Annotated in this window: 18 protein-coding genes; 6 read left to right on the forward strand and 12 right to left on the reverse strand. The window is 55.4% G+C overall.

The features are described from left to right. Positions 1-136: 136 nt before the first annotated feature. The 3 genes from ACYVHC_RS05930 to ACYVHC_RS05940 all read right to left on the reverse strand — a co-directional run bounded on the left by ACYVHC_RS05930 (position 137) and on the right by ACYVHC_RS05940 (position 3,193). The gene (locus ACYVHC_RS05930; protein WP_460612743.1) at positions 137-481 is read right to left on the reverse strand and encodes a DNA-directed RNA polymerase subunit omega; all 345 of its coding nucleotides are present in this window, start codon (positions 479-481) and stop codon (positions 137-139) included. A 95-nt stretch (positions 482-576) separates the two neighbouring features. Beyond that, the gene (locus ACYVHC_RS05935; RefSeq protein ID WP_460612744.1) at positions 577-1,404 is read right to left on the reverse strand and encodes an outer membrane protein assembly factor BamD; all 828 of its coding nucleotides are present in this window, start codon (positions 1,402-1,404) and stop codon (positions 577-579) included. A gap of 88 nt (positions 1,405-1,492) precedes the next feature. Further along, on the reverse strand, positions 1,493-3,193 hold the full coding sequence (locus ACYVHC_RS05940; RefSeq protein ID WP_460612745.1) for an OstA-like protein: 1,701 nt from the start codon (positions 3,191-3,193) through the stop codon (positions 1,493-1,495). 192 nt (positions 3,194-3,385) lie between these two features. On the opposite strand from ACYVHC_RS05940, the gene tilS reads away from it, so the two are divergent. Both tilS and mdh read left to right on the forward strand, forming a co-directional pair. Further along, entirely contained in the window at positions 3,386-4,714 is a 1,329-nt protein-coding gene (tilS, locus tag ACYVHC_RS05945) for a tRNA lysidine(34) synthetase (RefSeq protein ID WP_460612746.1), read from the forward strand. Between the two features lie 196 nt (positions 4,715-4,910). Continuing rightward, entirely contained in the window at positions 4,911-5,852 is a 942-nt protein-coding gene (mdh, locus tag ACYVHC_RS05950) for a malate dehydrogenase (RefSeq protein ID WP_460612747.1), read from the forward strand. Positions 5,853-6,020: 168 nt separating this feature from the next. On the opposite strand, the gene ACYVHC_RS05955 is transcribed toward mdh, so the two are convergent. From ACYVHC_RS05955 to mutL, 3 genes are all read right to left on the reverse strand, one after another. Beyond that, positions 6,021-6,914: a rhomboid family intramembrane serine protease gene (locus tag ACYVHC_RS05955; RefSeq protein ID WP_460612748.1), complete on the reverse strand. Its 894-nt coding sequence runs from the start codon at positions 6,912-6,914 to the stop codon at positions 6,021-6,023. Between the two features lie 223 nt (positions 6,915-7,137). Further along, entirely contained in the window at positions 7,138-7,920 is a 783-nt protein-coding gene (locus ACYVHC_RS05960; RefSeq protein WP_460612749.1) for a rhomboid family intramembrane serine protease, read from the reverse strand. A gap of 120 nt (positions 7,921-8,040) precedes the next feature. Beyond that, positions 8,041-10,110, reverse strand: coding sequence for a DNA mismatch repair endonuclease MutL (gene mutL / locus ACYVHC_RS05965; RefSeq protein ID WP_460612750.1), 2,070 nt, complete (start codon positions 10,108-10,110; stop codon positions 8,041-8,043). A gap of 316 nt (positions 10,111-10,426) precedes the next feature. On the opposite strand from mutL, the gene ACYVHC_RS05970 reads away from it, so the two are divergent. Beyond that, on the forward strand, positions 10,427-13,381 hold the full coding sequence (locus ACYVHC_RS05970) for a glycoside hydrolase family 3 N-terminal domain-containing protein (protein ID WP_460612751.1): 2,955 nt from the start codon (positions 10,427-10,429) through the stop codon (positions 13,379-13,381). 263 nt (positions 13,382-13,644) lie between these two features. Further along, on the forward strand, positions 13,645-14,784 hold the full coding sequence (gene bshA / locus ACYVHC_RS05975; RefSeq protein ID WP_460612752.1) for an N-acetyl-alpha-D-glucosaminyl L-malate synthase BshA: 1,140 nt from the start codon (positions 13,645-13,647) through the stop codon (positions 14,782-14,784). A 101-nt stretch (positions 14,785-14,885) separates the two neighbouring features. On the opposite strand, the gene ACYVHC_RS05980 is transcribed toward bshA, so the two are convergent. Further along, entirely contained in the window at positions 14,886-15,422 is a 537-nt protein-coding gene (locus ACYVHC_RS05980) for a DUF7935 family protein (RefSeq protein WP_460612753.1), read from the reverse strand. 259 nt (positions 15,423-15,681) lie between these two features. Here ACYVHC_RS05980 and ACYVHC_RS05985 point away from each other — a divergent pair, with 259 nt between their 5' ends. Continuing rightward, positions 15,682-16,035, forward strand: coding sequence for a HesB/IscA family protein (locus tag ACYVHC_RS05985; protein WP_460612754.1), 354 nt, complete (start codon positions 15,682-15,684; stop codon positions 16,033-16,035). A gap of 76 nt (positions 16,036-16,111) precedes the next feature. Here ACYVHC_RS05985 and ACYVHC_RS05990 read toward each other — a convergent pair whose 3' ends face one another. Continuing rightward, positions 16,112-16,525 (reverse strand): hypothetical protein, encoded by a 414-nt coding sequence (locus ACYVHC_RS05990; protein ID WP_460612755.1) that lies wholly within the window; start codon positions 16,523-16,525, stop codon positions 16,112-16,114. A 224-nt stretch (positions 16,526-16,749) separates the two neighbouring features. Between ACYVHC_RS05990 and ACYVHC_RS05995 the strand changes: the two genes are divergently transcribed. After that, positions 16,750-18,945 carry an Ntn hydrolase family protein gene (locus ACYVHC_RS05995; protein WP_460612756.1) on the forward strand — a complete coding sequence of 732 codons (2,196 nt, stop codon included), beginning with the start codon at positions 16,750-16,752 and terminating at the stop codon, positions 18,943-18,945. A 76-nt stretch (positions 18,946-19,021) separates the two neighbouring features. Here ACYVHC_RS05995 and ACYVHC_RS06000 read toward each other — a convergent pair whose 3' ends face one another. The 4 genes from ACYVHC_RS06000 to ACYVHC_RS06015 all read right to left on the reverse strand — a co-directional run bounded on the left by ACYVHC_RS06000 (position 19,022) and on the right by ACYVHC_RS06015 (position 22,338). After that, positions 19,022-19,903 carry a 3-keto-disaccharide hydrolase gene (locus tag ACYVHC_RS06000; RefSeq protein ID WP_460612757.1) on the reverse strand — a complete coding sequence of 294 codons (882 nt, stop codon included), beginning with the start codon at positions 19,901-19,903 and terminating at the stop codon, positions 19,022-19,024. 116 nt (positions 19,904-20,019) lie between these two features. Then, on the reverse strand, positions 20,020-20,883 hold the full coding sequence (locus tag ACYVHC_RS06005; protein ID WP_460612758.1) for an alpha/beta hydrolase: 864 nt from the start codon (positions 20,881-20,883) through the stop codon (positions 20,020-20,022). 26 nt (positions 20,884-20,909) lie between these two features. Next, positions 20,910-21,722: an MBL fold metallo-hydrolase gene (locus ACYVHC_RS06010; RefSeq protein WP_460612759.1), complete on the reverse strand. Its 813-nt coding sequence runs from the start codon at positions 21,720-21,722 to the stop codon at positions 20,910-20,912. A 157-nt stretch (positions 21,723-21,879) separates the two neighbouring features. Further along, positions 21,880-22,338: a GNAT family N-acetyltransferase gene (locus ACYVHC_RS06015; RefSeq protein ID WP_460612760.1), complete on the reverse strand. Its 459-nt coding sequence runs from the start codon at positions 22,336-22,338 to the stop codon at positions 21,880-21,882. Positions 22,339-22,357 lie beyond the last annotated feature (19 nt).

Genomic DNA, 22,357 nt, shown 5'->3' on the forward strand with positions numbered 1-22,357 from the left:
CTACTAGGCCTCCAAAGTACACAAACCCCTTAGAGCTACCCAAGCAGCCTGCCATAGCTACCAAACAAAACGGATTACACGAACCAGCAACTAACTGCGTCCGTGTAATCCGTTTTTAGTGAGCTAAGTCCGTGCGCTACTCGGCTTTGCGGGCCTCAGGCTGCTCTTCTTCAGCAGGCGTGCGGTAGTGAATCTTGCCTTCCAGAAACTCCTCTACTGCCAAGTTAGTAGGCTTAGGCAGACGCTCGTAGTGCTTAGAAATTTCGATTTGCTCGCGGTTTTCAAACACCTCTTCGAGGTTATCTACGGTGGTAGCAAACTCAGCCAGCTTGCCGTTCAGCTCTTCTTTCAGCTTTACAGAAATCTGGTTTGCACGCTTCGAGATGATAGCCAGGCTCTCATACACGTTGCCGGTTTCGTGGGTGAAATCCGACATATTGCGGGTCACGATGGAAGCTGGTACGCTGTTCGGAGTTTTCATCTTATCTGATGTGTTATGAATGTGCAGAAGGTAAGGTAAATGTGCGGAAAGTGCTTGTGGTGCCGGTATAAATCGGCGTTGGCACTTCCTGCGCCTTAATTAGCAGCCGTCGACTCGGCTGTTTTCAATTTGGCTACTTCGTCGCGGGCGGCATCGTACATGCGCTCCGCTTCTTTCAGGTTTTTGCTTTGCGGGAAAGCATCTACGAAGTTCTGGTAGAAGGCAATGGCCTCCAGGTACCGCTCGCGCTGCTTTTCCTCTACGCTTTCTTTTGCTAGGTCGTATTGGGCGCTCAACTTCAGGAAAGCGGCCTGCTCGCCATAGGCCGAAGCGGGGTATTGCTGCTGAAAGCCCGTAAACGCCGTCACGGCCGACTGGTAGTAGCGCAAATCATAGTACAAGCTGGCACCGCGGAAGGCTTTGTTTTCCAGCTTTTTCTGCAGCTCCTGCGACATACCGTCGGTTTCGGCGCGGAAACGGCTTTCGGGAAAGCGGTTCAGAAAATCCTGGATGACATCCAGCGCTGAGTACGTGTTCGTCTGGTCGAGCTGGAAATCGGGCGAGTCGCGGAACAACGATTTGGCTTGCATGAAAGCCGCTTCTTCAGCGAACTGCGAGTTGGGGTACGTCTCGTAGAACGTTTTGAAGTAGTAGGCGCTCAGCGTGTAGTTGCGCTGCTTGTAGTTGGTATTAGCAAAGTAAAACTGGGCTTTTTCCGCCTCGGGGCGGCCTTTTAGCAGCGGAATCAATTCTTCGAGCAGCGTGCCAGCCTTGAAAAAGTCGCCTTTATCATAGTACTGAATGGCAGCTTCATACTTCTTGTTGACGTCGGTGCTCTTCAACAGCTTTTGATAGCCGGTGCAAGACCCGAGCAGCAAGGCGCTCAATAACAGAACTAAAAAGGCAGGACGGAAAGACAGCATAAGGGCGCAAAGGTAAGGATAATCGGTGAGGCAACTAATACTAGGCAGTGGTGGCGTTTAAACCCCAGTGCATTACCCGGCATCCACCTCATTTTTTCACGACGGGTTGCTTGCTTGGAGCAGCCGGTTTTGGTGTTGCAGGCGCTGCTTTTTTAGGAGCAGTAACCTTTTTCTTGACAGGAGCCTTTTTAGCTGGCACTGCTTTCTTTTTGGGTTTAGCGGGGGGCGCAAAGTGCTTGCCTAACGTTTGGCGACGGGTGGGGCGTTCCGTAGCCCGCCAGCGGAAATCCGTCAGCTTGGCCTCTTCGGCCTTTAGCTCATTCGGCGGAATAAAGCTGGCTTCGGGGTTGGTGCGGAACGTGATATTCTGGAGCTTGCTTTGGGCAAACCGCATTGTCATAGTCGCGGATAAGGACTTGTTGACCCCCGACACGGCCGTGTCTCCCTCAAGAGCATAGTAGATGCTCTCGGCGTTGCCAACCACATCAATTTTTTTTATCGACTTCTCGCCGAAGTACGCCACCATGGTGCGGCCCTTCACTTGGTTGAAGTTTAGCAGTGTGTCCTGCCCAATAGTGAAAGCCCGGCCGTAGAGGCGCATCTGGTCAATTTTTCCCTTGCGCTGCTGAATCTGCATGGAGTCGGCAGTGAGCTGGTTTTTGTTGTTCCAGAGAACTGGGTCGTGGCTGAGGTAGATGATGGAATCCTGCCGGTCGTAGGTCAGGGAGTCGCAGCGGCCCTGCAAATCGGTGCGGAAGATGCGCACTTTACGGTAGGCGTAAATCACGCCGGCTTTGTTTTGGGGCGGACGGCCTTCGAGGCTGACCAGCGTATCAGCGGCCAAGTACAGCGTGTCCTTATCGTTGATGTTGCGCATGACGGCGCGGTTGCCATACACCTTGGCCCGGCCATCGGCGCGCCAATATTTGCCCACGTCGCCGCGAATCACGATGTTGTCCTTCTTGGAAGTCATCGAGACGTTACCGGTGGCCAAGCCATACTGCCGGGCTTCGTCGTAGAAGAGTTTGTCGCCGCCGAGCAGGTAGTTAGGCGTTTCGATCTTGGCGTTGCGGGCAAAGTTCGATACCTTGGTAACTGTGTTATAATTACCGTTTTCGGCGTACACACTCCCTTGTTTGCCCTTGATGCGGGTGGGCCCGAAGAAGTAGGCAATTTTACTGACCGTGTTGTACTGCAGCGTATCCGTATCGATGGTGTTCTCCCGGGTTACTAGCTTCACATCACGCTTAAAGCTGAACACTTTGGTTTGCGTATTGTAGTAGCCAAACCGGCTGTCCAGCGTATTTTCCGGATCCTGGAGGTGGCCGCCGGTGCTGTAGTAAGCCGTATTCCGGTTGAGGTCGTAGTCGAGCAGCTGGGTGGTGAGCGTCATGCGCGGGTCGCGCATGGTCACGTTGCCGGTCATGCGGGCTTTGCGCGTGTCGCCATCATAGGTGCCTTGGTCGCCAGTGATGGTAATGGTATCGTTCTGGATGATGCGCACATTGCTGAACGCCTCCAGCGCATTGCGCTCGGTGTACTGGTAGGCCGAGTCGCAGTAGAGCAGCGTAGTGCCCTGCCGGAAGCTCACGTTGCCAATCAGCTTCCGGATTTCAATACCATTAAAGGTGCCGCCTTCCAGCTGGCCGGCCCCTAGCAGCTCAATTTGCTGACCTTTTTGCGGAACAGGCGCGGCTCCGGCGGGGCGCGCAGCGGGACGTTGCTGGGCCCAAACCAGGCTCGGCAGTAGCAGGAGCAGAAAGAGAAAAAGAGGCTTCGGGAACGACATTTCAGTGCAAAGGTACAGAAGGGCCGTTGCTAACGGTTTTCTTTGTGGAATAGTACGTTTTTTCAGCACTCAATAAAGCTCTCTGGTATAGCTCCCGACGTAATTCCTCTTCTAATGGCCCAGGTTACTAGGCCTGCTAAGAGGTTAAACCCCTCCGGACCTTCTGCCCCGCTTCTTCACCCACCTTGCCCCATGCTCGAACGGATTCAACAGTATATTCAAGAACACGCCCTCTTCTCTCCCACCGATAAGCTGCTGGTAGCCGTCAGCGGCGGCCTCGACTCGGTGGTGCTGGCTCATGTGCTGCATAAGTTGGGCGCTGAGTTTGCCCTAGCGCACTGCCATTTTGGGCTGCGGGCCGAGGAAGCCGATGCCGATGAGGAGTTTGTGCGCAAGCTGGCCAAGCAATACGAGGTGCCGTACTTCGCCGAGTTTTTCCAGACCAAGAAGTTTGCCGAGCAAGAAGGCATATCTACCCAAATGGCGGCCCGGGCGTTGCGCTACGAGTGGTTTGAGCGCATCCGTAAAACACAGGGCTACGACTACATTGCCACCGCCCACCACCAGCGCGACACGGCCGAAACCATGCTGCTCAACCTCACCCACGGCACGGGCTTGGCTGGTTTGCATGGCATCCGGCCCAAATCGGGCTACCTCGTGCGCCCTTTGCTAGCCGTCAGCAAGCCTGACCTGTATGATTACGTGGTGGAAAACCGCCTGATCTGGCGCGAAGATGCCAGCAACGACAGCCCCGTGTACCAGCGCAACCGCCTGCGCCTGGAGGTACTCCCCGTGCTGCGCGACATCAATCCTTCCCTCGACCATACGATGAGCATCACGGCGGAGCGCGTGGGTGGGGCCGAAGAAATTGTGCGCCGCTACGTGGAAGAAACCGCCAGCCAGGCCCAACGCACCGAGCCCGAAGCCACCTACCTCGACATCCGGATGCTGCAGAAAACGGCGGCCACGGCCGTGGTGCTGCACGAGCTGCTGCGGCCTTTCGGCTTTTCGTACCTAGTAGTGAAGGACATTGTGCAGAGCTTCGGGGCGGAGTCGGGGCGCCGCTTTGAGTCGCCGACGCACCTGCTGGTGAAAGACCGGGAGCAGCTGGTCATCACGCCACGCAACCTCACAAAGTTTGGGACGCACCAGTTGCAAGCCGGGCAGGAAGCCCTGAAAATCGACGGCTTGCACCTGCGCACCGAGCTAGTAGAAGTAACCGAAGGCTATGACATTCCGAAAGGCAAGGCCATAGCGGCCCTGGATGCTGATGCGCTGAAGTTCCCGCTCACGGTGCGCGCCTGGCAGGAGGGCGACTGGTTTATGCCCATTGGGATGAAAGGAAAGAAGAAGCTTTCTGACTTTCTAATTGATCAGAAAGTACCGCTCAACTTGAAAGAAAACGTGCAAGTGCTGGTTTCCGCCGATGGCAAAATTGCCTGGGTTATTGGTTTCCGTCCCGACGACCGGTTTAAGGTGACCGAGGAAACAGAGCGTGTTTTGGTAGTGCGGCGCATGTAATTCACCCGTGTGGTTACAAAACCACGAAGGTCCGGCTTGCGCTACCCTCACTAGCCTAGGCCGGGCTTTTGCTTTCACCACAAGCTCAGTCAGTTGGGTAGTTGCAGCGAACTTTCGCTTGGTTTGGGTTTGCCGAAACTCGTTTTGGGTTAGCTTTACGGCCCAAACCCACAGTTCACACCCAATTCCTTACCCAATGAAAGTTACCGTAGTTGGAGCCGGCAACGTAGGGGCAACCTGCGCCGATGTATTGGCCACCCGCGAAATTGCCAACGAAATTGTTCTGGTTGACATCAAGGAAGGTTTCGCCGAAGGCAAAGCCCTCGACATCTGGCAGAAAGCCCCCATCATCGGCTACGACTCTCGCACCGTAGGCGTAACCGGCGACTACAGCCGCACCGCTAACTCCGATGTGGTAGTTATTACCTCGGGCCTGCCCCGCAAGCCCGGCATGACCCGCGACGACCTGATTTCTACTAACGCTGGCATCGTGAAAACGGTAACCGAGCAGGTTGTAAAATACTCTCCTAACGCCATCATCATCATTGTAAGCAATCCGCTTGATGTGATGACCTATCAAGCGCACCTCACCTCCGGCCTGCCCCGCGAAAAGGTATTCGGCATGGCTGGCATCCTGGACACCGCACGCTACCGTGCGTTCCTAGCTGAAGCCCTGAACGTGAGCCCCAAAGACATTCAGGCGGTACTCATGGGTGGCCACGGCGACACTATGGTTCCCCTACCCCGCTACACCACGGTTGGCGGCATCCCTGTAACCGAGCTGATCGGCAAGGCCGAACTGGACGCCATTGTGGCTCGCACCACCAACGGTGGCGGCGAGTTGGTAAAACTGATGGGTACCTCAGCCTGGTATGCGCCAGGTGCAGCCGCTGCGCAAATGGTAGAAGCCATTGTCCGCGACCAGCGCCGGGTGTTCCCGGTGTGCATTGAGCTACAGGGCGAGTACGGCATTAACGGCGTGTACTTGGGTGCTCCGGTTATCCTCGGCAAAAACGGCATCGAGAAGGTTATCGAACTACAGCTGAACGATGAGGAGAAAGCAATGCTAGAAACCTCGCGCGGCCACGTGAAAGAGGTGATGGATGCTCTGGACAACATGAGCAAGGCTTCGGCTTAGTTTCGTACCTAGTGTTTAGAAACCGGCTGTTTCGCGTGAGCGGAGCAGCCGGTTTTGTTTAAGCTCCGGCGCTTGCCTAAGCTAGAAGGCCTAGCCCTCCCCTAAACAAGAAAGCCCGCTGACACCATCAGCGGGCTTTCTTGTTAGCATTCCAAAGGTACATTACTGTTACTTCTGGCTGGCGCGGAACAGCTTTTGCTTTTCGTCTTTCGAGAGGCTTTCGTAGCCGGAGCGCGAAATCTTGTCCAGAATCAAGTCGATTTCATCCTGCTCGGGTTTAGCTATAACACCTTTTTTGGGCGCGGCAGCAGGAGCTGGAGCGGCGCCGCCCCGCGTAGCTCGCAGGTTAGGGCGCCCCGTGGCAATACGCGTTACCCAATCGCCAATGGCTTGCACCGGGCGGCCTAGGTCGCGGCCAGCCTGCAACTGCTTCACGAAGATGAAGCCCAACAGTGCGCCGCCCAAGTGAGAGATTTCGCCGCCGGGGTTGCCGCCATTGATGCCGGCAATACTCAGTATAACTACTACGGCCGCTATGTATTTGATACGAACCGGCCCAATGAAAATAATGCTAAACGTGTAGTCAGGCAGCAAGGTAGCAGCAGCCAAAACGATGGCCGTAACGCTGGCCGAGGCACCGTACAAAATGGCGGGAGTGCCTTTAAAAGCCGGAATCAGGTTGAACGCCAGCAGATACAGTGCAGCTCCTGCTATTGCCCCTAACACATACAGACTCACGAGGCGCCGGTCGCCCAAGTACTCGCGCACTAGGGCACCAAACCAGTACAAGTTCAGCAGGTTGAACAAGATGTGAAAGAAATCAAAATGGATAAAGCTGTACGTCAGCAGTGTCCAGGGGCGCGTAAGCAGGGTAGCTGGCACCGAGGGAACCGCTAGCCACTCCAGTACAGGCAAGTGCCCGTTGCGGTCTTTAGTCAGGATGAAAATCACCGTCCGCAACAGGATGAATGCAATGAACACCAACACATTCAGCAGTAGCAGCTGGTTCAGGGCATTATCCCGCTTGCTAAACGCTGTGCGGATATCGTTGGCAATACTCATAGGGAGGTGGGGCAGATTTGGAACCTAGCCGGATGAGGAAGGGAATGTATCTGGCTGGGACGGGAATTTCCACAATTTTCGTGCAAGCTACCACACTGCCACACGTACTGGCAGCTTTATGGCTTGTAAACAAAACAGGGCTAGTAACTGACTGGAAATGGCTACTTATTTAGTGAAGCCATTCTGCCGGAGTGGCAGTTGGGTGCAGCCAGTAACCAGATACTTAGTAGAGCCTGGTGCGGTTGCGTTGCCACAGCAGCAACACCACCAAGCCAACCAACATTCCGCCTAGGTGGGCAAAGTGCGCCACATTATCGCCCGGCACACGGTGCACTCCAAAATAGAACTCGTAGAGACCATATAGTATCACGAAATACTTGGCCTTGATTGGAATGGGGAGCGGAAAGATCATTAGCTCCGTATTCGGGAAGAAGAAGGCAAACGCCAGCATAATGCCAAACACGGCCCCCGAAGCGCCCAGCATGGGGCTGTTGAGGCTGCTTTCGTAAATGGTATTCATAGTTGTCACAACGCCCTGAATAAGCTTCTGGTCGTCGGGAGTAGTATGAAGCTGACGAATTACCGGATCAAAAGCTTCCCCATTATTGCTCAGGTTATGCTCCACGAAGTCCTTGAGATGTACATCCGTGGGGTCCTGCTGGAACACCTCGATGTCCTGCTGCATACGGTTAAGCTCATAGGTGCGCAAGCCGTTGTAGAGCATACCAGCTCCTAGCCCACAAATCAGCCAATAGGTTAGAAACCGTTTGGCCCCCCACCGCTGCTCCAGCATCGGCCCTAGGGCTGCCAGCGCCAGCATATTGGAAAAAATGTGCCCGATGTTGGCGTGCATGAACATGTAAGTCACGAACTGCCAGGCGCCAAAGTTGGGCGAGCCAATGGGGTACAGGTTCAGGATGCCAAGCGCGCGCAACTGCGTACTCAGAAAAAACACCGCCACATTGGCGATAAGCAGGTTGCGAACGGTAGGAGTAAGCTGAAACATGAACGACGGATTAGCGCAGAATAAATGACTTCGCGGGGCAAGATAGGGCCTGGCTCCGGTAGCAACGGAACTACGTACGGCATTTGCCACCCAAAGGCGGCCTAGCCCCTGCTCCTTCCGCTACCGCCGAAACAGCTCCTGTAGTTGCCCCAGCTCCAGCAGCACAATGGTGCGGCGGCCATCGGGCGTGTAGTTGGGCACTTGGCAGGCGAAGAGCTTATCCACTAACGTGGTCATTTCCAGCTCCGAAAGGCGCGAACCGGCGGCAGTTGCGGCCACCCGGCGGGCTAGGGCGCGGGCCATCTGCTCGCGGCGGTTCAGCTTCATGGGGCCGGCATGCGTCCGGAACTGTTCAATCAGACCTTCCAGTAGCTCTTTCTCGTCGCGGGCCGGCACATCGGCCGGAATGCCTTCTACCGCAATAGTGTGCTTGCCGAAGTCAGTAAAGCGGAAACCCAGCGCACGCAGGGGCTCTTCTATTTCGCGCAGAATGGCAAAGTCCTGTGGCGTGAAGGTGATGGTACGCGGAAACAGCAGCGTTTGCGAGGCACTAACCTCGCGCTCCAGCGCCTGCGCATACTGCTCAAACAGAATCCGCTCCCGGGCCGCCACCTGGTCAATCAGCATCATCCCCGACTTCACAGGCAGCAGCAGATACTGCTGATGCAGTTGCAGCACTTTGTTGCCCGGCCCCGTGGAGGATTCGCGCAGGGGAAGCTCGGGGGTTGAGGCCGTCACGCCGGGTAGTACTAGTTGCTCTGGCGCCGCTAGCTCCTCTGCTTCGGGCAACCCAATGGCACTTGCTCCAGCCACCTCGTCCGCTTCCGGTTGAGTTGGTGCCACTTCACTAGCTAGTGGTTGCGTTGAAACCACTGCCGCCGCAGAAGGCACAGGCACGCCCACGGCCGTAGCTTCGTGCTCCACATCGGGTACACTAATCTGGCTTAGGCTTTTGTAGAAATTCTCGAGCTCGCGCTTGGCCTGCTCCGTGGGCCTAGGCGGCAATTGTCGCTCATAGGCATCGGAGCCGGTTGCTTTCTCACGCGAGCTGCCAGAGGTGCCGGCTGCCCGCGCCGCCGCCGAGGCCAGCGCATCGGGCTGAAAATCATCGGCGAAGGGGTTGCGCTCATTGCCGGAAAGGCGCAACGGCTGAATTGGGCCAAAGTTTACGTTGCCGTCAAAGTCCAAGGATGGCGCCATGTTATGCAGGCCTAGGCTTTGCTTCACGGCAGCTCGCACAATGGCGTACACGGTCTTCTCGTCCTCGAACTTGATTTCCGTTTTGGTGGGGTGTACGTTGATGTCGATGGTCTTCGGGTCAAGCTCCAGAAACAGCACGTAAAACGGGTGTGTGTCTTTAGGCAACAAGCCCTCATAGGCAGTCAGCACCGCGTGGTTGAGGTAGGCCGAGCGGATGAAGCGGTTGTTCACGAAGAAGAACTGGTCGCCGCGGCTTTTCTTCGCCGATTCCGGCTTGCCAATAAAGCCTTTCACCGCAATAAATGGGGTTACCTCCTCTACCTGAGCCAGTTGCTCTTTGTAGCCATTGCCCAGCAACGACACAATCCGCTGACTCAGCTTGCCCGCTGGCAGGTTAAATACCTCTAGGTCGTTCTGAAACAGCGAGAAGCTAATGTGCGGGTTGGCCAGGGCCACATGCTGAAATTCATCCAGGATATGACGCATTTCTACCGCGTTGCTCTTCAGGAAGTTTCGGCGGGCGGGCACATTGAAAAACAGGTTCTTGACGGCAATACTGGTACCATCGGGGCAGGCAACGGGCTGCTGGCTACTGATCTGCGAGCCTTCCACCAAAAGCAACGAGCCGGTGTCCTGGTCGCGCTGCTTGGTCCGGATTTCCACTTGCGCTACCGCCGCAATACTAGCCAGCGCCTCGCCCCGAAACCCTAGGGTTCGGATGCGGAACAAGTCCTCGGTGGTACGAATTTTACTGGTGGCATGGCGCTCCAAGCTCATGCGCGCATCGGTCGGGCTCATGCCCAGTCCGTTATCTACCACCTGCACCAGCTGCTTGCCAGCTTCCTTCACAATCAGCTGCACCTGCGTGGCACCGGCATCTACTGCGTTTTCGAGCAGCTCCTTTACCGCCGAAGCTGGGCGCTGCACCACTTCGCCCGCTGCAATTTGGTTGGCTAAATATTCGGGCAATAATTGAATAATATCTGCCATGTACTATCGAAATGAAGGCAAAATCAACGAAAAAAGGACCACGTTTTATGAGTACTCCAACAGAGCTATCCGCTTGATAACAACCGTCGTCGGGAAATTATCCGTAAGTTTGTGGCCAACTTTTGTGTGTCTGGCATAAGACCAATTCTTAGTCTTATGCGTTGGTAAGTGAGGAAGGCAGGGAGTCGAAAGCCAGTTAATATGGCCCGGCGCCCGGTCAGAGGCACTACCCGGCACCCTTTTTGGAGAGGCAAAAGTAGGGCTTTTCGACTCGCCTTTTATCTAACCTTCACCTCAGCGCGAACCACCGGAGCCGATGCTCAAAGACTTTCGGATTGGACTCTTCCTGCTAGTACTGGCCATTATGGGTCTGCTTATTTCCTCTTCGGCACCACGCGAAGAGGAAGGCATACGACCCATGACGGCGGCCGAGCAGAACTGGGTTGACAGCGTGTATAACTCGCTTACTCCTGATCAACGACTGGGCCAGCTGTTTATGGTGGCCGCCTACTCCAACAAGGACCGCAAACACGTCCAGTACACGGAGTTCCTGATCAAAAATTATAACATCGGGGGACTAATGTTCCTGCAGGGCGGGCCGCGCCGGCAGGCCAATCTCACCAACCGCTACCAAGCCGCCGCCAAGGTACCCCTGCTGGTGGCCATGGATGCTGAATGGGGCCTGGATATGCGCCTAGATTCGTCCATGCACTTTGCCAAAGGTATGACCCTAGGCGCCATGGACGACGACCAGTACGTGTACCAGATGGGGCGCGAAATTGCTCTCAAAATGAAGACGCTGGGGGTGCACGTGAGCTTTTCGCCCGTCATCGACGTCAACTCCAATCCAAGCAACCCGGTTATCGGCAACCGCTCGTTCGGTGAGAATAAAGAGCAAGTAGCCAAGCGCGGCATTAGCTACATCCGGGGCCTGCAAGACCACGGCGTAATGGCCGTAGTAAAGCACTTCCCGGGTCATGGTGACACCGACGTAGACTCGCACGTGGCCCTGCCGGTTATCAACTCCGACATGGCTCGGCTTACCAACGTGGACCTATATCCATTCCAGAAAGCCTTTGAGCAAGGCGTAATGGGCGTAATGGTGGGTCACCTCTACATGCCCCTGCTCGATACCGTACGCAGCCTTTCAGCTACCATTTCTAAAAACTTGGTAACGGGCCTGCTCAAAGAGAAAATGGCGTACCGCGGCCTCGTGTTTACGGATGCGCTCAACATGAAGAGCGTTGCCGACCTCTACAAACCCGGCGAACTGGATGCACTAGCATTGGCTGCCGGCAACGATGTGCTGCTGTTCTCGGAAGATGTGCCGATGGCCATCCAGAAAATAAAGGAGGCCGTGGCAGCCGGTAAAATCGACCAGACAGATATCGACCTGCGGGTGCGCAAAATGCTGCGCGCCAAATACTGGGCCGGCCTGACGCGTCTTCAGCCAATTGATGTTCCGAATTTGATGACCAACCTGAACCGGCCCCTGAGCCGCCTGGTGCAGCAACAGATTTATGAGCATGCCACCACCGTGGTCAAAAACGAAGACGACCTGATTCCATTCCTGCGCCTTGATACCTTGCGGATTGCGTCCGTTACTATCGGCTCTGATGCGCCGACGTATAAGGAAATCATGGGCAAGTATCAGAGCGGCCCGGTGTATGCGGTGCCAAACCGCTATGCCGTTGACTCGACGTTTGCCCGCATCAGCGGCCGCCTCTCGCCCTACAACGTGGTGGTGGTGAGCCTGCACAACATGAACAACACGCCCACCCATAACTACGGGATTGGCGAAGGGGCCCTCAAGTTTCTGAAAGAGCTGCAGGCCAATAAAAACATTAAAACGGTAGTTGTGGCCTTTGGCAACGCTTACGCTTTGAAGTTTCTGGAAAGCCAGCGCAACTTGGTGTGCGGCTACGAAGACAATTACCCGGCTCAGTTGGTGGTGCCTCAGGTTCTGTTTGGTGCCTTGCCTGCCAAAGGCCGCTTACCCGTAACGGTATCTGAAACCCTGAAGGCCGGAATGGGTTTGCCCACGCCAGATTTCAAACGACTCCGCTACGGCACGCCCGAAGCTGCTGGCTTCGACTCGCGTGTGCTAGCCCAGATTGACAACGTAGCGCTAGAGTCGGTGGCGTATGCGGCGGCGCCGGGCTGCCAGGTGCTGGTGGCCAAGGATGGCATGGTGGTCTTCGACAAAAGCTACGGCTATTGCACCTACGATAAGTCGCAGCCTATCAATAGCAGCACCTTATATGACTTGGCTTCGGTAACGAAGGTAGCGGGCACCCTGCAGGCTATTATGTACCTGAAAGACCAGGGCAAACTCAACATTGACGATAAAGTAGCGGCTTACCTGCCCGAGCTAAAAAACACCAACAAGCGCGACATGACGGTGCGCGAGGTGCTGATGCACCAGGCGGGCCTTAAGGCTGGTATCCCGACTTGGGAGCGTACCATCACGAAATCTGGCCCGAAGCCTACGTTTTACGCTAGCACCGAGTCGGCGGAGTTCTCGCGGGAGGTGACCCCGGAGATGTATAGCTTGCGCACGACTGAGGACTCCGTCTGGACATGGGTGCAACGCTCCGGATTGCTTCCTAAAGTGAAAGGCAAATATCCGGTTGAGTATTCCGACTTAAGCTTTATCATCTTGAAGCGGGTAGCCGAAAAAGTACTGCAGCAGCCCCTCGACCAATTCTTGCAGAAGACCTTCTATCAGCCCCTGGGCCTAGGCACAATGACGTACAACCCGCTGGAGAAATTCCCGAAGTCGTGCATTGCGCCTACTGAAAACGACACGTATTTCCGCCGTGCTTTGCTACAGGGGACCGTGCACGACCAAACGGCTGCCATGATTGGGGGCGTAGGTGGGCACGCGGGTCTGTTTTCAAACGCCAACGACCTGGCCGTGCTCATGCAGATGAACATGCAGAACGGCCGCTACGGCGGGCAGCGCTTCTTCCAGACGCCGGTTGTAACCGAGTTTGCTAGGGCCACCGTAGCCGGCAACCGGCACGCACTGGGTTGGGACCGGGGAGACCCTAGTAAACCCGAAGGCCCCACCAGCAACCTCTCGCCGGCCACCACGTTTGGTCACACGGGCTTCACCGGAACCTGCGTCTGGATGGACCCCGAAAACAAAATCCTTTACATCTTTCTTTCTAACCGAGTGTATCCTGACGCGGGCAACAACAAGCTGCGTCAGTACAACATCCGTACCCGTATTCACGACGTGATTTACAAGTCGTTGCAGAAAACATGATTTGTTGTCCGACTTTACTAGCCTCTTGAAACGCACTGGCGGCAAGACATCCGAATGGGTTGTCTTGCCGCCAGTTTTTTGTAGCTCCAACCAAATTCCGCTGCCTCCTGACAAGAATTTTACATTACCCTGACTACTCCGCCGCAACAGTTCTGCTGTAGCGGTGTCCGTTGCAGGCTAGCTATCCAGGCCTGCCCATCCGTTTTTTACCTCCCTACCCCTCACCCGCTCTTTAACCAGAACGGGGCCAGCAGAAGCTTCTCATGAATATCGGCATTGTTTGTTACCCTACTTTCGGCGGCTCGGGCGTCGTGGCTACTGAGCTGGGCAAGGCCCTGGCCCTGAAAGGCCATCGGGTACACTTTATCACCTACAGCCAGCCCGTCCGTCTCGATTTCTTTAACGAGAATCTGTTTTACCACGAGGTGTACATTCCGCCGTATCCGCTGTTTCAGTTCCCGCCTTATGAGCTGGCGCTGGCTAGTAAAATGGTAGACATTGTGCAGAATGAGAAGCTGGATGTACTGCATGTGCACTACGCCATTCCGCATGCCTCGGCTGCCTACATGGCCAAGCAGATTCTGCTCACGCGTGGCATTCGCATTCCGGTGGTTACTACCCTACACGGCACCGACATTACACTGGTGGGCAAAGATGCCAGCTATGAGCCCGTCGTGACGTTCAGCATCAACCAATCGGATGGAGTTACGTCGGTATCGGCTGATTTGCGCCGCGAAACCTACGAGTACTTCGCCATTGAGAAGGACATTGAAGTGATTCCTAACTTCATTAACCTCGCCCGCTTCCAGAAGCTGAACAAGGGTCACTTTAAGGCGGCCATTGCGCCGGAAGGGGAAAAGCTGCTGGTACATACCTCTAACTTCCGCTCCGTGAAGCGGGTAGAAGACGTAGTGCACATTTTTGATGGCGTGCGCAAACAGATGCCCGCCAAGTTGCTGCTGGTCGGCGACGGGCCCGACCGGCCTCGCATCGAGAAAATCTGCCGCGACCTGGGCCTGCTCAGCAACGATGTCCGCTTCTTGGGCAAGTTGGAGGCGGTAGAGGAAGTGCTCAGTGTTGCTGATCTGTTTCTGATGCCGTCGGAGAAGGAAAGCTTTGGTTTAGCGGCGCTGGAAGCCATGGCCTGCGAGGTTCCGGTTATCAGTACGAACGCCGGCGGTATCCCGGAGTTGAACGAGCACGGCATTACGGGCATGGTCAGCAACATCGGCGACGTAGAGGACATGGTAAAAAATGCCTTGTATGTGTTGCAGGACGACAACCTGCCCCGCTTTAAGGCAGCTGCCCGCGCCCACGCCGAAACCTTTGACGTAGATAAAATTGTGCCGCTGTACGAGGCCTGCTACCAGCGCGCTATCAATGCCACACTAGCTGCCGTATAGCCCCCAAGTACTGCAAAACAAGCGAATCCCGCTGGCCGTCAGAGAGAAATTGCTCTGACGGCCAGCGGGATTCGCTTGTAGGGTTCGTGCGCTTCGGCGACCTAGAACATAGCTACCGCTTCACGCTTTACGGCAAGCAGGGCGCCTGCTGTGGGGTCAGCCTGGTCGGCCATGAGGCTTTCCAGAATACGACGGGCTAGCTCGGGGCCGCGGGCTTCCTGCGGGTTGGGCAGGCTGCGAAACTGCGAGCTGATTAGGTTTACCACGCTTTCCTGGGCTTGCTTTACGGCAGCCCAAGTTTCGGGCTGCATGTAGAGCTGCTGGCTGAGGTTGTGCTCGACCTCGGCACGCACTTCCTGCAAGAGCAGGCGGTGATAGTCAGAGGCAGGCAGGCCGGCGCTGCTTACACGCACCAGCAGGTTATTGGGCGAAATGCGCTCCAGCAGTAAGGTTACGCGCTCCAGGGCCTGTAAACGCAAGGGCAGCGTGGTTTTGCTCGCCTCCATGCGCATCTCAATCAGGCGGCGTTGTTGTTCTTTCTCCAAAAACTGCTGAAACAGAAAGTAGATAGCCCCAGCCACAATCAGGGACGGCAGAATAATCTTGAGCAGATCGAAGAGGTAGGAAGTAGAATCCATGGGGGCTAGAGTGGCCGTGCGGGGGTAGCGCACAACTCCAGCTTGGCGCTTACCAGTAAGATGACAACCGAGAAAAAAGCGCGCGGCTGGAGCTACGCAAGGCTTTGCAAATATAGGTGAACCGAGGGCCTACGCTTCGTGTTATACCCCGAAACGAAGCTTGTGTTACGTGTAGTGCCTATCCCTTAGGTGGGAAAGTAAGGCGACTGCCGCGGGCTTCGTATATTTGCAGCCTTACTTCTCTTAAGACGAACATACTATGGCAACGGCCGTCTCCACGAAACTTGCTCCCATCAGCCTCACTTCCCGCGCGCTGGCGGAGGTTCGAAATATTCTCACCGAGAAAAACGTGCCCGGCGAATACGGCCTGCGCGTTGGTGTGCAGGGCGGGGGCTGCTCCGGCATGAGCTACCTGCTCGGCTTCGATAAACCCAAAGACCAGGACGAAACCTTCGACCTCGATGGCGTAACCCTCATCATGGATAAGAAACACGCCATGTATGTGCTCGGAATGGAAGTTGACTTCCAGGACGGCCTTAACGCCCGCGGCTTTGTGTTCAACAACCCCCAGGCAAAAAGCACCTGCGGCTGCGGCTCTTCGTTCTCATCGTAGAGCGCTGCCACCTACCCTGCTTCGGCAGTCAAACCACTTTACCGAAAGTCCTGGCCTAGCAGCCGGGACTTTTTGTTTACCGGATTCTCCGGTCAAGATAGGCTAAATCGCCAGCTAGTAGAGCTTCCAGGCAATCCTCGGCATCCTGTATGGTTTGCCCGGTTATATCTGATAAGTACTGCTTCCAATCAAGTGAAAATAAGCCGAAAAAGTACTTTTTTACCTTAGGCCGTTGGTAGAACAGTAAGAATTCATAGTCGTCGGGCTTACCAGCAACTGAGATGGAAATTCCGTGCTTCTGCTGATTTTCGACCTCCAGAGAAGGCGAAAAGTGTATTTCGCTTGCCGGCCGGGTTTCCATTTTCCGCAGTAAGTCGGCCCAGGGAATCGTGTCTAAAAAAGCGCGAATCTGTTCCTGGTCCATTTCACCAAGCTCCAGAATATCCGGATCGAATGGGTCGCAGAAGGTTACGCGAAACAGTTGGGACATGGTGGCGCTCTGAGGCAGTTTGTGAGGTAGTAAGGCCTAGTAAAATCCGCTAACCACTAGTGTGGTTCTGGCGTTTGGGTTGCCTTTGCTTATCTGGGTATGCTGTTAGCTACCCGCTTACCATTCCCAGGCTGTTTGTGGTGTGCGCGGGATAGAGGATATTGGCAGTAAGTTAGCGCTGCGGCCACGCCTGTGGCGCGCTGTCCATTTATTTTCCTTGCCTGATGCGTTGTTTTCTTCCTCTAGGCCTTGTACTAGCTGCTACTGCGGCCCAAGCCCAAGCGTTTACGCCCGCTGAAATTGCCCGCTGGCAGCAGCAAGCCAAGCAAGTCACCATCACCCGCGACACCTGGGGCGTGCCGCACGTGCAAGGTAAAACCGACGCCGATGCCGTATTTGGCCTGCTCTATGCCCAGTGTGAAGACGATTTTCCGAGGGTGGAAACCAACTACCTGGATGCCATAGGCCGGCTAGCGGAAGTAGAAGGCGAATCAGCCATTTACCACGATTTGCGGGCCCGCTTGTTCATGGATAGCACCCAGGCCATCATCATCTACCAGAAAAGCCCGGCCTGGATGAAGCAACTGCTCAACGCCTTCGCCGACGGCACCAATTACTACCTCTATACGCATCCCAACGTGCAGCCGAGACTGCTGCGCCGCTTCCAGCCCTGGATGCCGCTGATGTTTAGCGAAGGCAGCATTGGCGGCAACATCAGTGTAGTGCCGCTAGAGCGCCTCAAAAACTTCTACGCCAACCGCAAGTCCACTTCCTGGCAGCGCCCCGATTTTGAGAAGGCCGAGCGGGAGCCCGTTGGGTCCAATGGGTTTGCTATCGCGCCTGCCAAAAGTGCCAGCGGCCATGCCCTGCTCCTTATCAATCCGCATACCTCCTTCTACTTCCGCCCCGAGGTGCAAGTGAGCAGCCAAGCGGGCCTGAATGCGTATGGGGCCGTAACGTGGGGGCAGTTTTTTGTGTACCAGGGCTTTAACGAACACTGCGGCTGGATGCACACCTCCAGCCAAGCCGACTCCATGGATGAGTACCTGGAAACGGTGGAGAAGAAAGACGGCAAGTACTACTACCGCTACGGCCAGAAGCTGCGGCCCGTCCAGACGACTACCCTCTCTATTCCCTACAAGCAAAACGGCAAAATCTTGCGCAAGGAGTTTACTACCTACCGCACGCATCACGGCCCCGTGGTAGGCCAGCAGGCTGATACTAAGTGGGTGACGGTGCGCATGATGGATACGCCGCTGGAGGCGCTGGAGCAGTCCTACCTGCGCACCAAAGCTACCGATTACGCTAGCTTCCGGGAAACGATGAAGCTCAATGGCAATGCGTCCAACAACACCGTTTTTGCCGATAGCAAAGGTACCATTGCTTACTGGCACGGTAACTTCATGCCTAAACGTGATCCGCAGTTTGACTGGAGCCAGCCGGTAGATGGCAGTAACCCCAAAACCGAGTGGCAGGGCTTGCACAAGCCCGAGGACCTAGTGCAAGTAGTAAACCCAGCCAGCGGCTGGATCCAAAACTGTAATGCTACGCCTTTCACCGTTTCTGGCCCTAGTAGCCCCACCAAAGCAAAGTACCCGGCTTATATGGCTCCCGACGCGGAAAACTACCGCGGCATCAATGCCGTGCGGGTGCTCAGCCGCAAGAAAGTCTTCACCCTCGATACCCTGATAGCCGCCGCCAAAGACCCCTATCTGGCCGGGTTCGAGGAGCTGATTCCGGCGCTAGCCAAGGATTTTCAGTTTGTAGTGGATAGCTCCAACCCACCAGAAGGCGACGTGGTAGAAGCCATGAAGCTGTTGCAGGGCTGGGACAAGCGCTACAGCAAATCCTCGGTAGCGCAAACCCTCGCCATTTATTGGGGCGAGAAAATCCTGCGTCTGGGCCGCACCCGCGCCACCGCTAATCAGCCCCTCGACTATATCAGCTTCACTAAATTTACTATTGCTAAAACTACGCCTCCGGAAAAGGTAGCCGCCCTTCAGGAAACCCTTGAAGAATTAACCCGCGACTTCGGCACCTGGAAGCAGCCCTGGGGCGAAGTGAACCGCTTTCAACGCCTTACCGGCAACATTGAGGAAACCTACGACGATCAGAAACCCAGCTTACCGGTGGCCTTCGCTTCCTCTGCCTGGGGCTCCCTAGCTGCCTTCGGCTCCAAAGCCCGCCCTGGCACCAAAAAGCGCTACGGCGACGTGGGTAACAGCTTTATTGCAGTAGTAGAGTTTGGCCCGCGCATCAAAGCCCGCTCGGTGCTCGCTGGCGGCAACAACAACCAGCCCTCCTCCCCCCATTTCACCGATCAGGCGGGCCTATATGTTGAGGAAGACTTCAAGGACGTACTATTCTACCCCGAAGACATAAAGAAACACGCCAAGCGAACGTACTCGCCGGGTCAGTAGTGGCCTAGGCAGGTCAGCAACAAAAATCCCCATCTGTTACAGCCGGGGATTTTTGTTGCTGACCTGCTATGTGCTGTTAATCGAAGTACTTGGCGTACTGGGCCGGCATGGCATCCAGAGGTTTGATCAAGATGTTTTTGTAAAACACTTCGGCGGCCTCGCTTTGTAATTGGATCTTGCCGTACGTAAGCGGCTGACGCTGGCCATTGACAACGGTGCCAGAGTTGTTAACAGCTAGCACAACGTGGCCATTGACGATGTGCACGCTCTGCCCGTTCACGTTAATGAGTTCCAGTTCATTCCATTGGCCATTCGGCACTTCGTAGTTGGCGGCAGCCTGGCAGAACCCCGGGCCGCCGCTGCCCATAGTTACTGGAGTAGCGGCTGGGTTATAGCGAAGTGTGTCGTTGGTTTTGTTGTAAGCCGCTCTGATATCGGCCGTAGAGTTAGCGATGCACCAGAAGTCACCCATGGCATTACCGCGTAGCCCCTCCGACACTTGAAACTCCTGGCTGAGCATCCAGCTACGCCAGTAGTCCACACCGCATTCGCCCTGGCTGTTATACAGAATGCCGCTATCCAGAGGCTCATCTAGCCGGGGTACCCACTTTTTAGCACCCCACTTTACCATCAGCTTCAGGTGATAATTACGGAAATCCTGCTTGGTGAACACGCAGCCGTAAATTTCGCCGCTGATGCGCAGCACCGGCTCACCTTCCTGCATCACCACAGAGAAGACATTTGCCTCATTCTTACCGTAGCCAATTGGTGCTAACGGCTGGCCCAGCGCATCGGTAGGCTGCTGGCCCCGGTAGCCCACCTGATGGCGGTAGCTCTGGAAGGTCTGCCACTTACTCAGTTTTTTATCGAGCAGGGGTTCCCATTCTTTGGGAGCAATAGAGGAAGTAGAGGCAAGCAGCAGGATAGCCCCGCAAACCAAGGTTATAGAATTTCTCATCGGGCGAAATACCTAGTAGATGGATAACGCACCCAATCTACTGATTCCGAAGCATGATGTACGAGGGCCCTAGCCTTACCTGATGGTTAGATAATATCCACCCAAATAATACTGTATCATTTCGCCTTCTTGTACAGCGTCTCTAGTGCCTTATACACTGCTCGGTGCAGAATAGTGGCGTGCGTTTCCTCCGAGAACGGCACATAGTCAATGCGGCCGACCCTTGCAGGCGTAGCGCGCAGCGTAGCCACCATAGCTTCCGTTGCTTTCTTCATTTCAGGGCCTTCGTTGCCGAGGGCCACGAACACGTTGGCGGGCGTAGCAGCTGAGGACTGCTTTAGTAAGCTGGGGGCTTGAGCTACCAAAGATTCATCATCCCACCACAGGCTAGGGCTGGCAATAACGTAGGTATTAAAAAGCGTTGGCTTTTTCAGCAGCACCTCCATAGCAAACAAGCCACCCAACGACTGACCTATGAGTGTTTTTTGCCCATTGGTGCGGTATGTCTTCTCCATGTAGGGCTGCAGGTCTTTCTCAAGAAAGCGCATAAAAGCCGCCGACTTACCCGTCGTCGGGTAGTCCTTTAGATCCTTAGCATTGTGGGTTGGGAAGGTAAAATCGCGCCTTCTATCCACGGTGGCAATACCCACTACAATGGACTTGGGCAGCACATCAATCCAGGGAAACGTCAGGTACTGCACTAGCCCTACTATATGGATGAAGTCTTCATCCGCAGAACCATCCAGCAGGTAAATTACGGGGTACTTCACCTTGGGGTCGGCGTCGTACCCGTCGGGCAGGTAGATATTGAGCACTCGCTCCTCATTCAGCTGTACCGACTTAATGCGGTCGATGTGGCCTAGCACGAACGGCTCACGCTTGGGCGGCTGAGTTTGCGCCTGAGCAGAGAATACCAGCAACGCCAGAATAAACAGCATAGCCTGGCCTAGAAACGATGTGCGCAGAGGGGAGTGAAGCATGCAGCTAAGCTAGCAGATAACACCTTTTAAAATTCCAGTCGACGCCCCTGTTCTGGAAATACCAGCTTCAACTGTAGCTTATTGGCTTCGGTGAGCTGCTTTTTGATGACGGCTTCATTGCCGGGCTTACTATGCGTGATAACCACTGGCAGGCCACGTAAAGCGGTTGGCCCAGTCAGCTGGCCTAGTGCCGCCATTTCCTGCATCAGTAGCGCCGGCGTGAGGTGACCGAATAGCTGCTTCTCTGGCTGCGTGTTGGGGTAAGAAGCCTCAATGAAGATAGCCTTGAGCTGATAGGCTTTCACCAAGGACTGCACGGCCTGCCACACCGCGCGCAAATTCTGACTTTGTTCCACCGCGTCAGCGCCGGTATCGCCGAGGTAAAGCAGGTAGCTGCGGCCGCTACGCACCAGAAACGCGGCGCTTTGGTAGGGCTTGCCATGACTTAGTGCAAACGCCTGCACGCTCATGGCCGTGTTTTCAATGGCCGCTTCCTGCTGGGGCTCTAGCTCGCGCAGCTGGTACTTCTTCAGAGCCGGCAGGTTGCCGCCATCCCCAAAGTTAGGCCAGGCCCGCCAATTGAAATAGTCGTTCTGGATGGTAGTGAGGCAGTTTTGTAGGCCGTAGATGCTTTTCGGCGCATCGTCGGGGGCATTCAGGAGCAGGCCGGCTACGTGGTCGAGGTGGGCATGGGAAATAAGGTAGGCTTTAATCTGATTGCGCACTACCTCACCGGCCGGAGCAGAAAACACCTTATTGCTGATGGCTTTTTCGACGCCACTATACACCGTTCCGGCATCCAAACACACGTAGGACGTTGAGCCAGTTGGTGTTACCAAGTAGGCCGAAAGATTGCTTTCCTGCAGACCACCTTTTACGCCGAGCGGTACTACGGTAAAACTGGATTGGACCTTTTGCGCCCACGCTAGCTGACTAAGTAAAACGAAAGCATAAGCGAGTATCGCGGCATTAGCATTGAAGCGCATGGGTAGGATTTTAAATAAGAGGATAGATCGTAGTTCTACCATCCCACTCCCCCACCGTCATTTCAAACCGCATCTCGCCGCTGGTGGTCCGGCCCGTAGCCTGCCAGCCTTGGCGGCGGTAAAACTCTTCGGCGCGGGTACCAGGGGACGTGCTGAGCCAGATGGGTTCGGAGGTTTGGGCGAAATACCACCCTAGCATGAGCCGGTGCAGCTCTTTGCCGATACCTAGGCCGGCAAACTCTGGCAGCACGAAAAGCGCCCAAATGCTGTGGCCTAGTAAGTCAGCAATGCCAAAGCCAACTACTCTGCCGTCTACTTCGCACGCCCAGCCTTTCCCGCGCTGGGTGAGGTAGTCCACGTAATGCTGATGCGTGACCAGGGCCGGGTTGGAAAGGCGATTTTCCTGTACTGAAAGGCGCACCGTAGAGAGCTGCGGAATGTCGGCCTCCAGGGCCTCGCGAAATATCATGGGCAAATGGCGTTATATA

Source organism: Hymenobacter seoulensis, assembly GCF_054780535.1.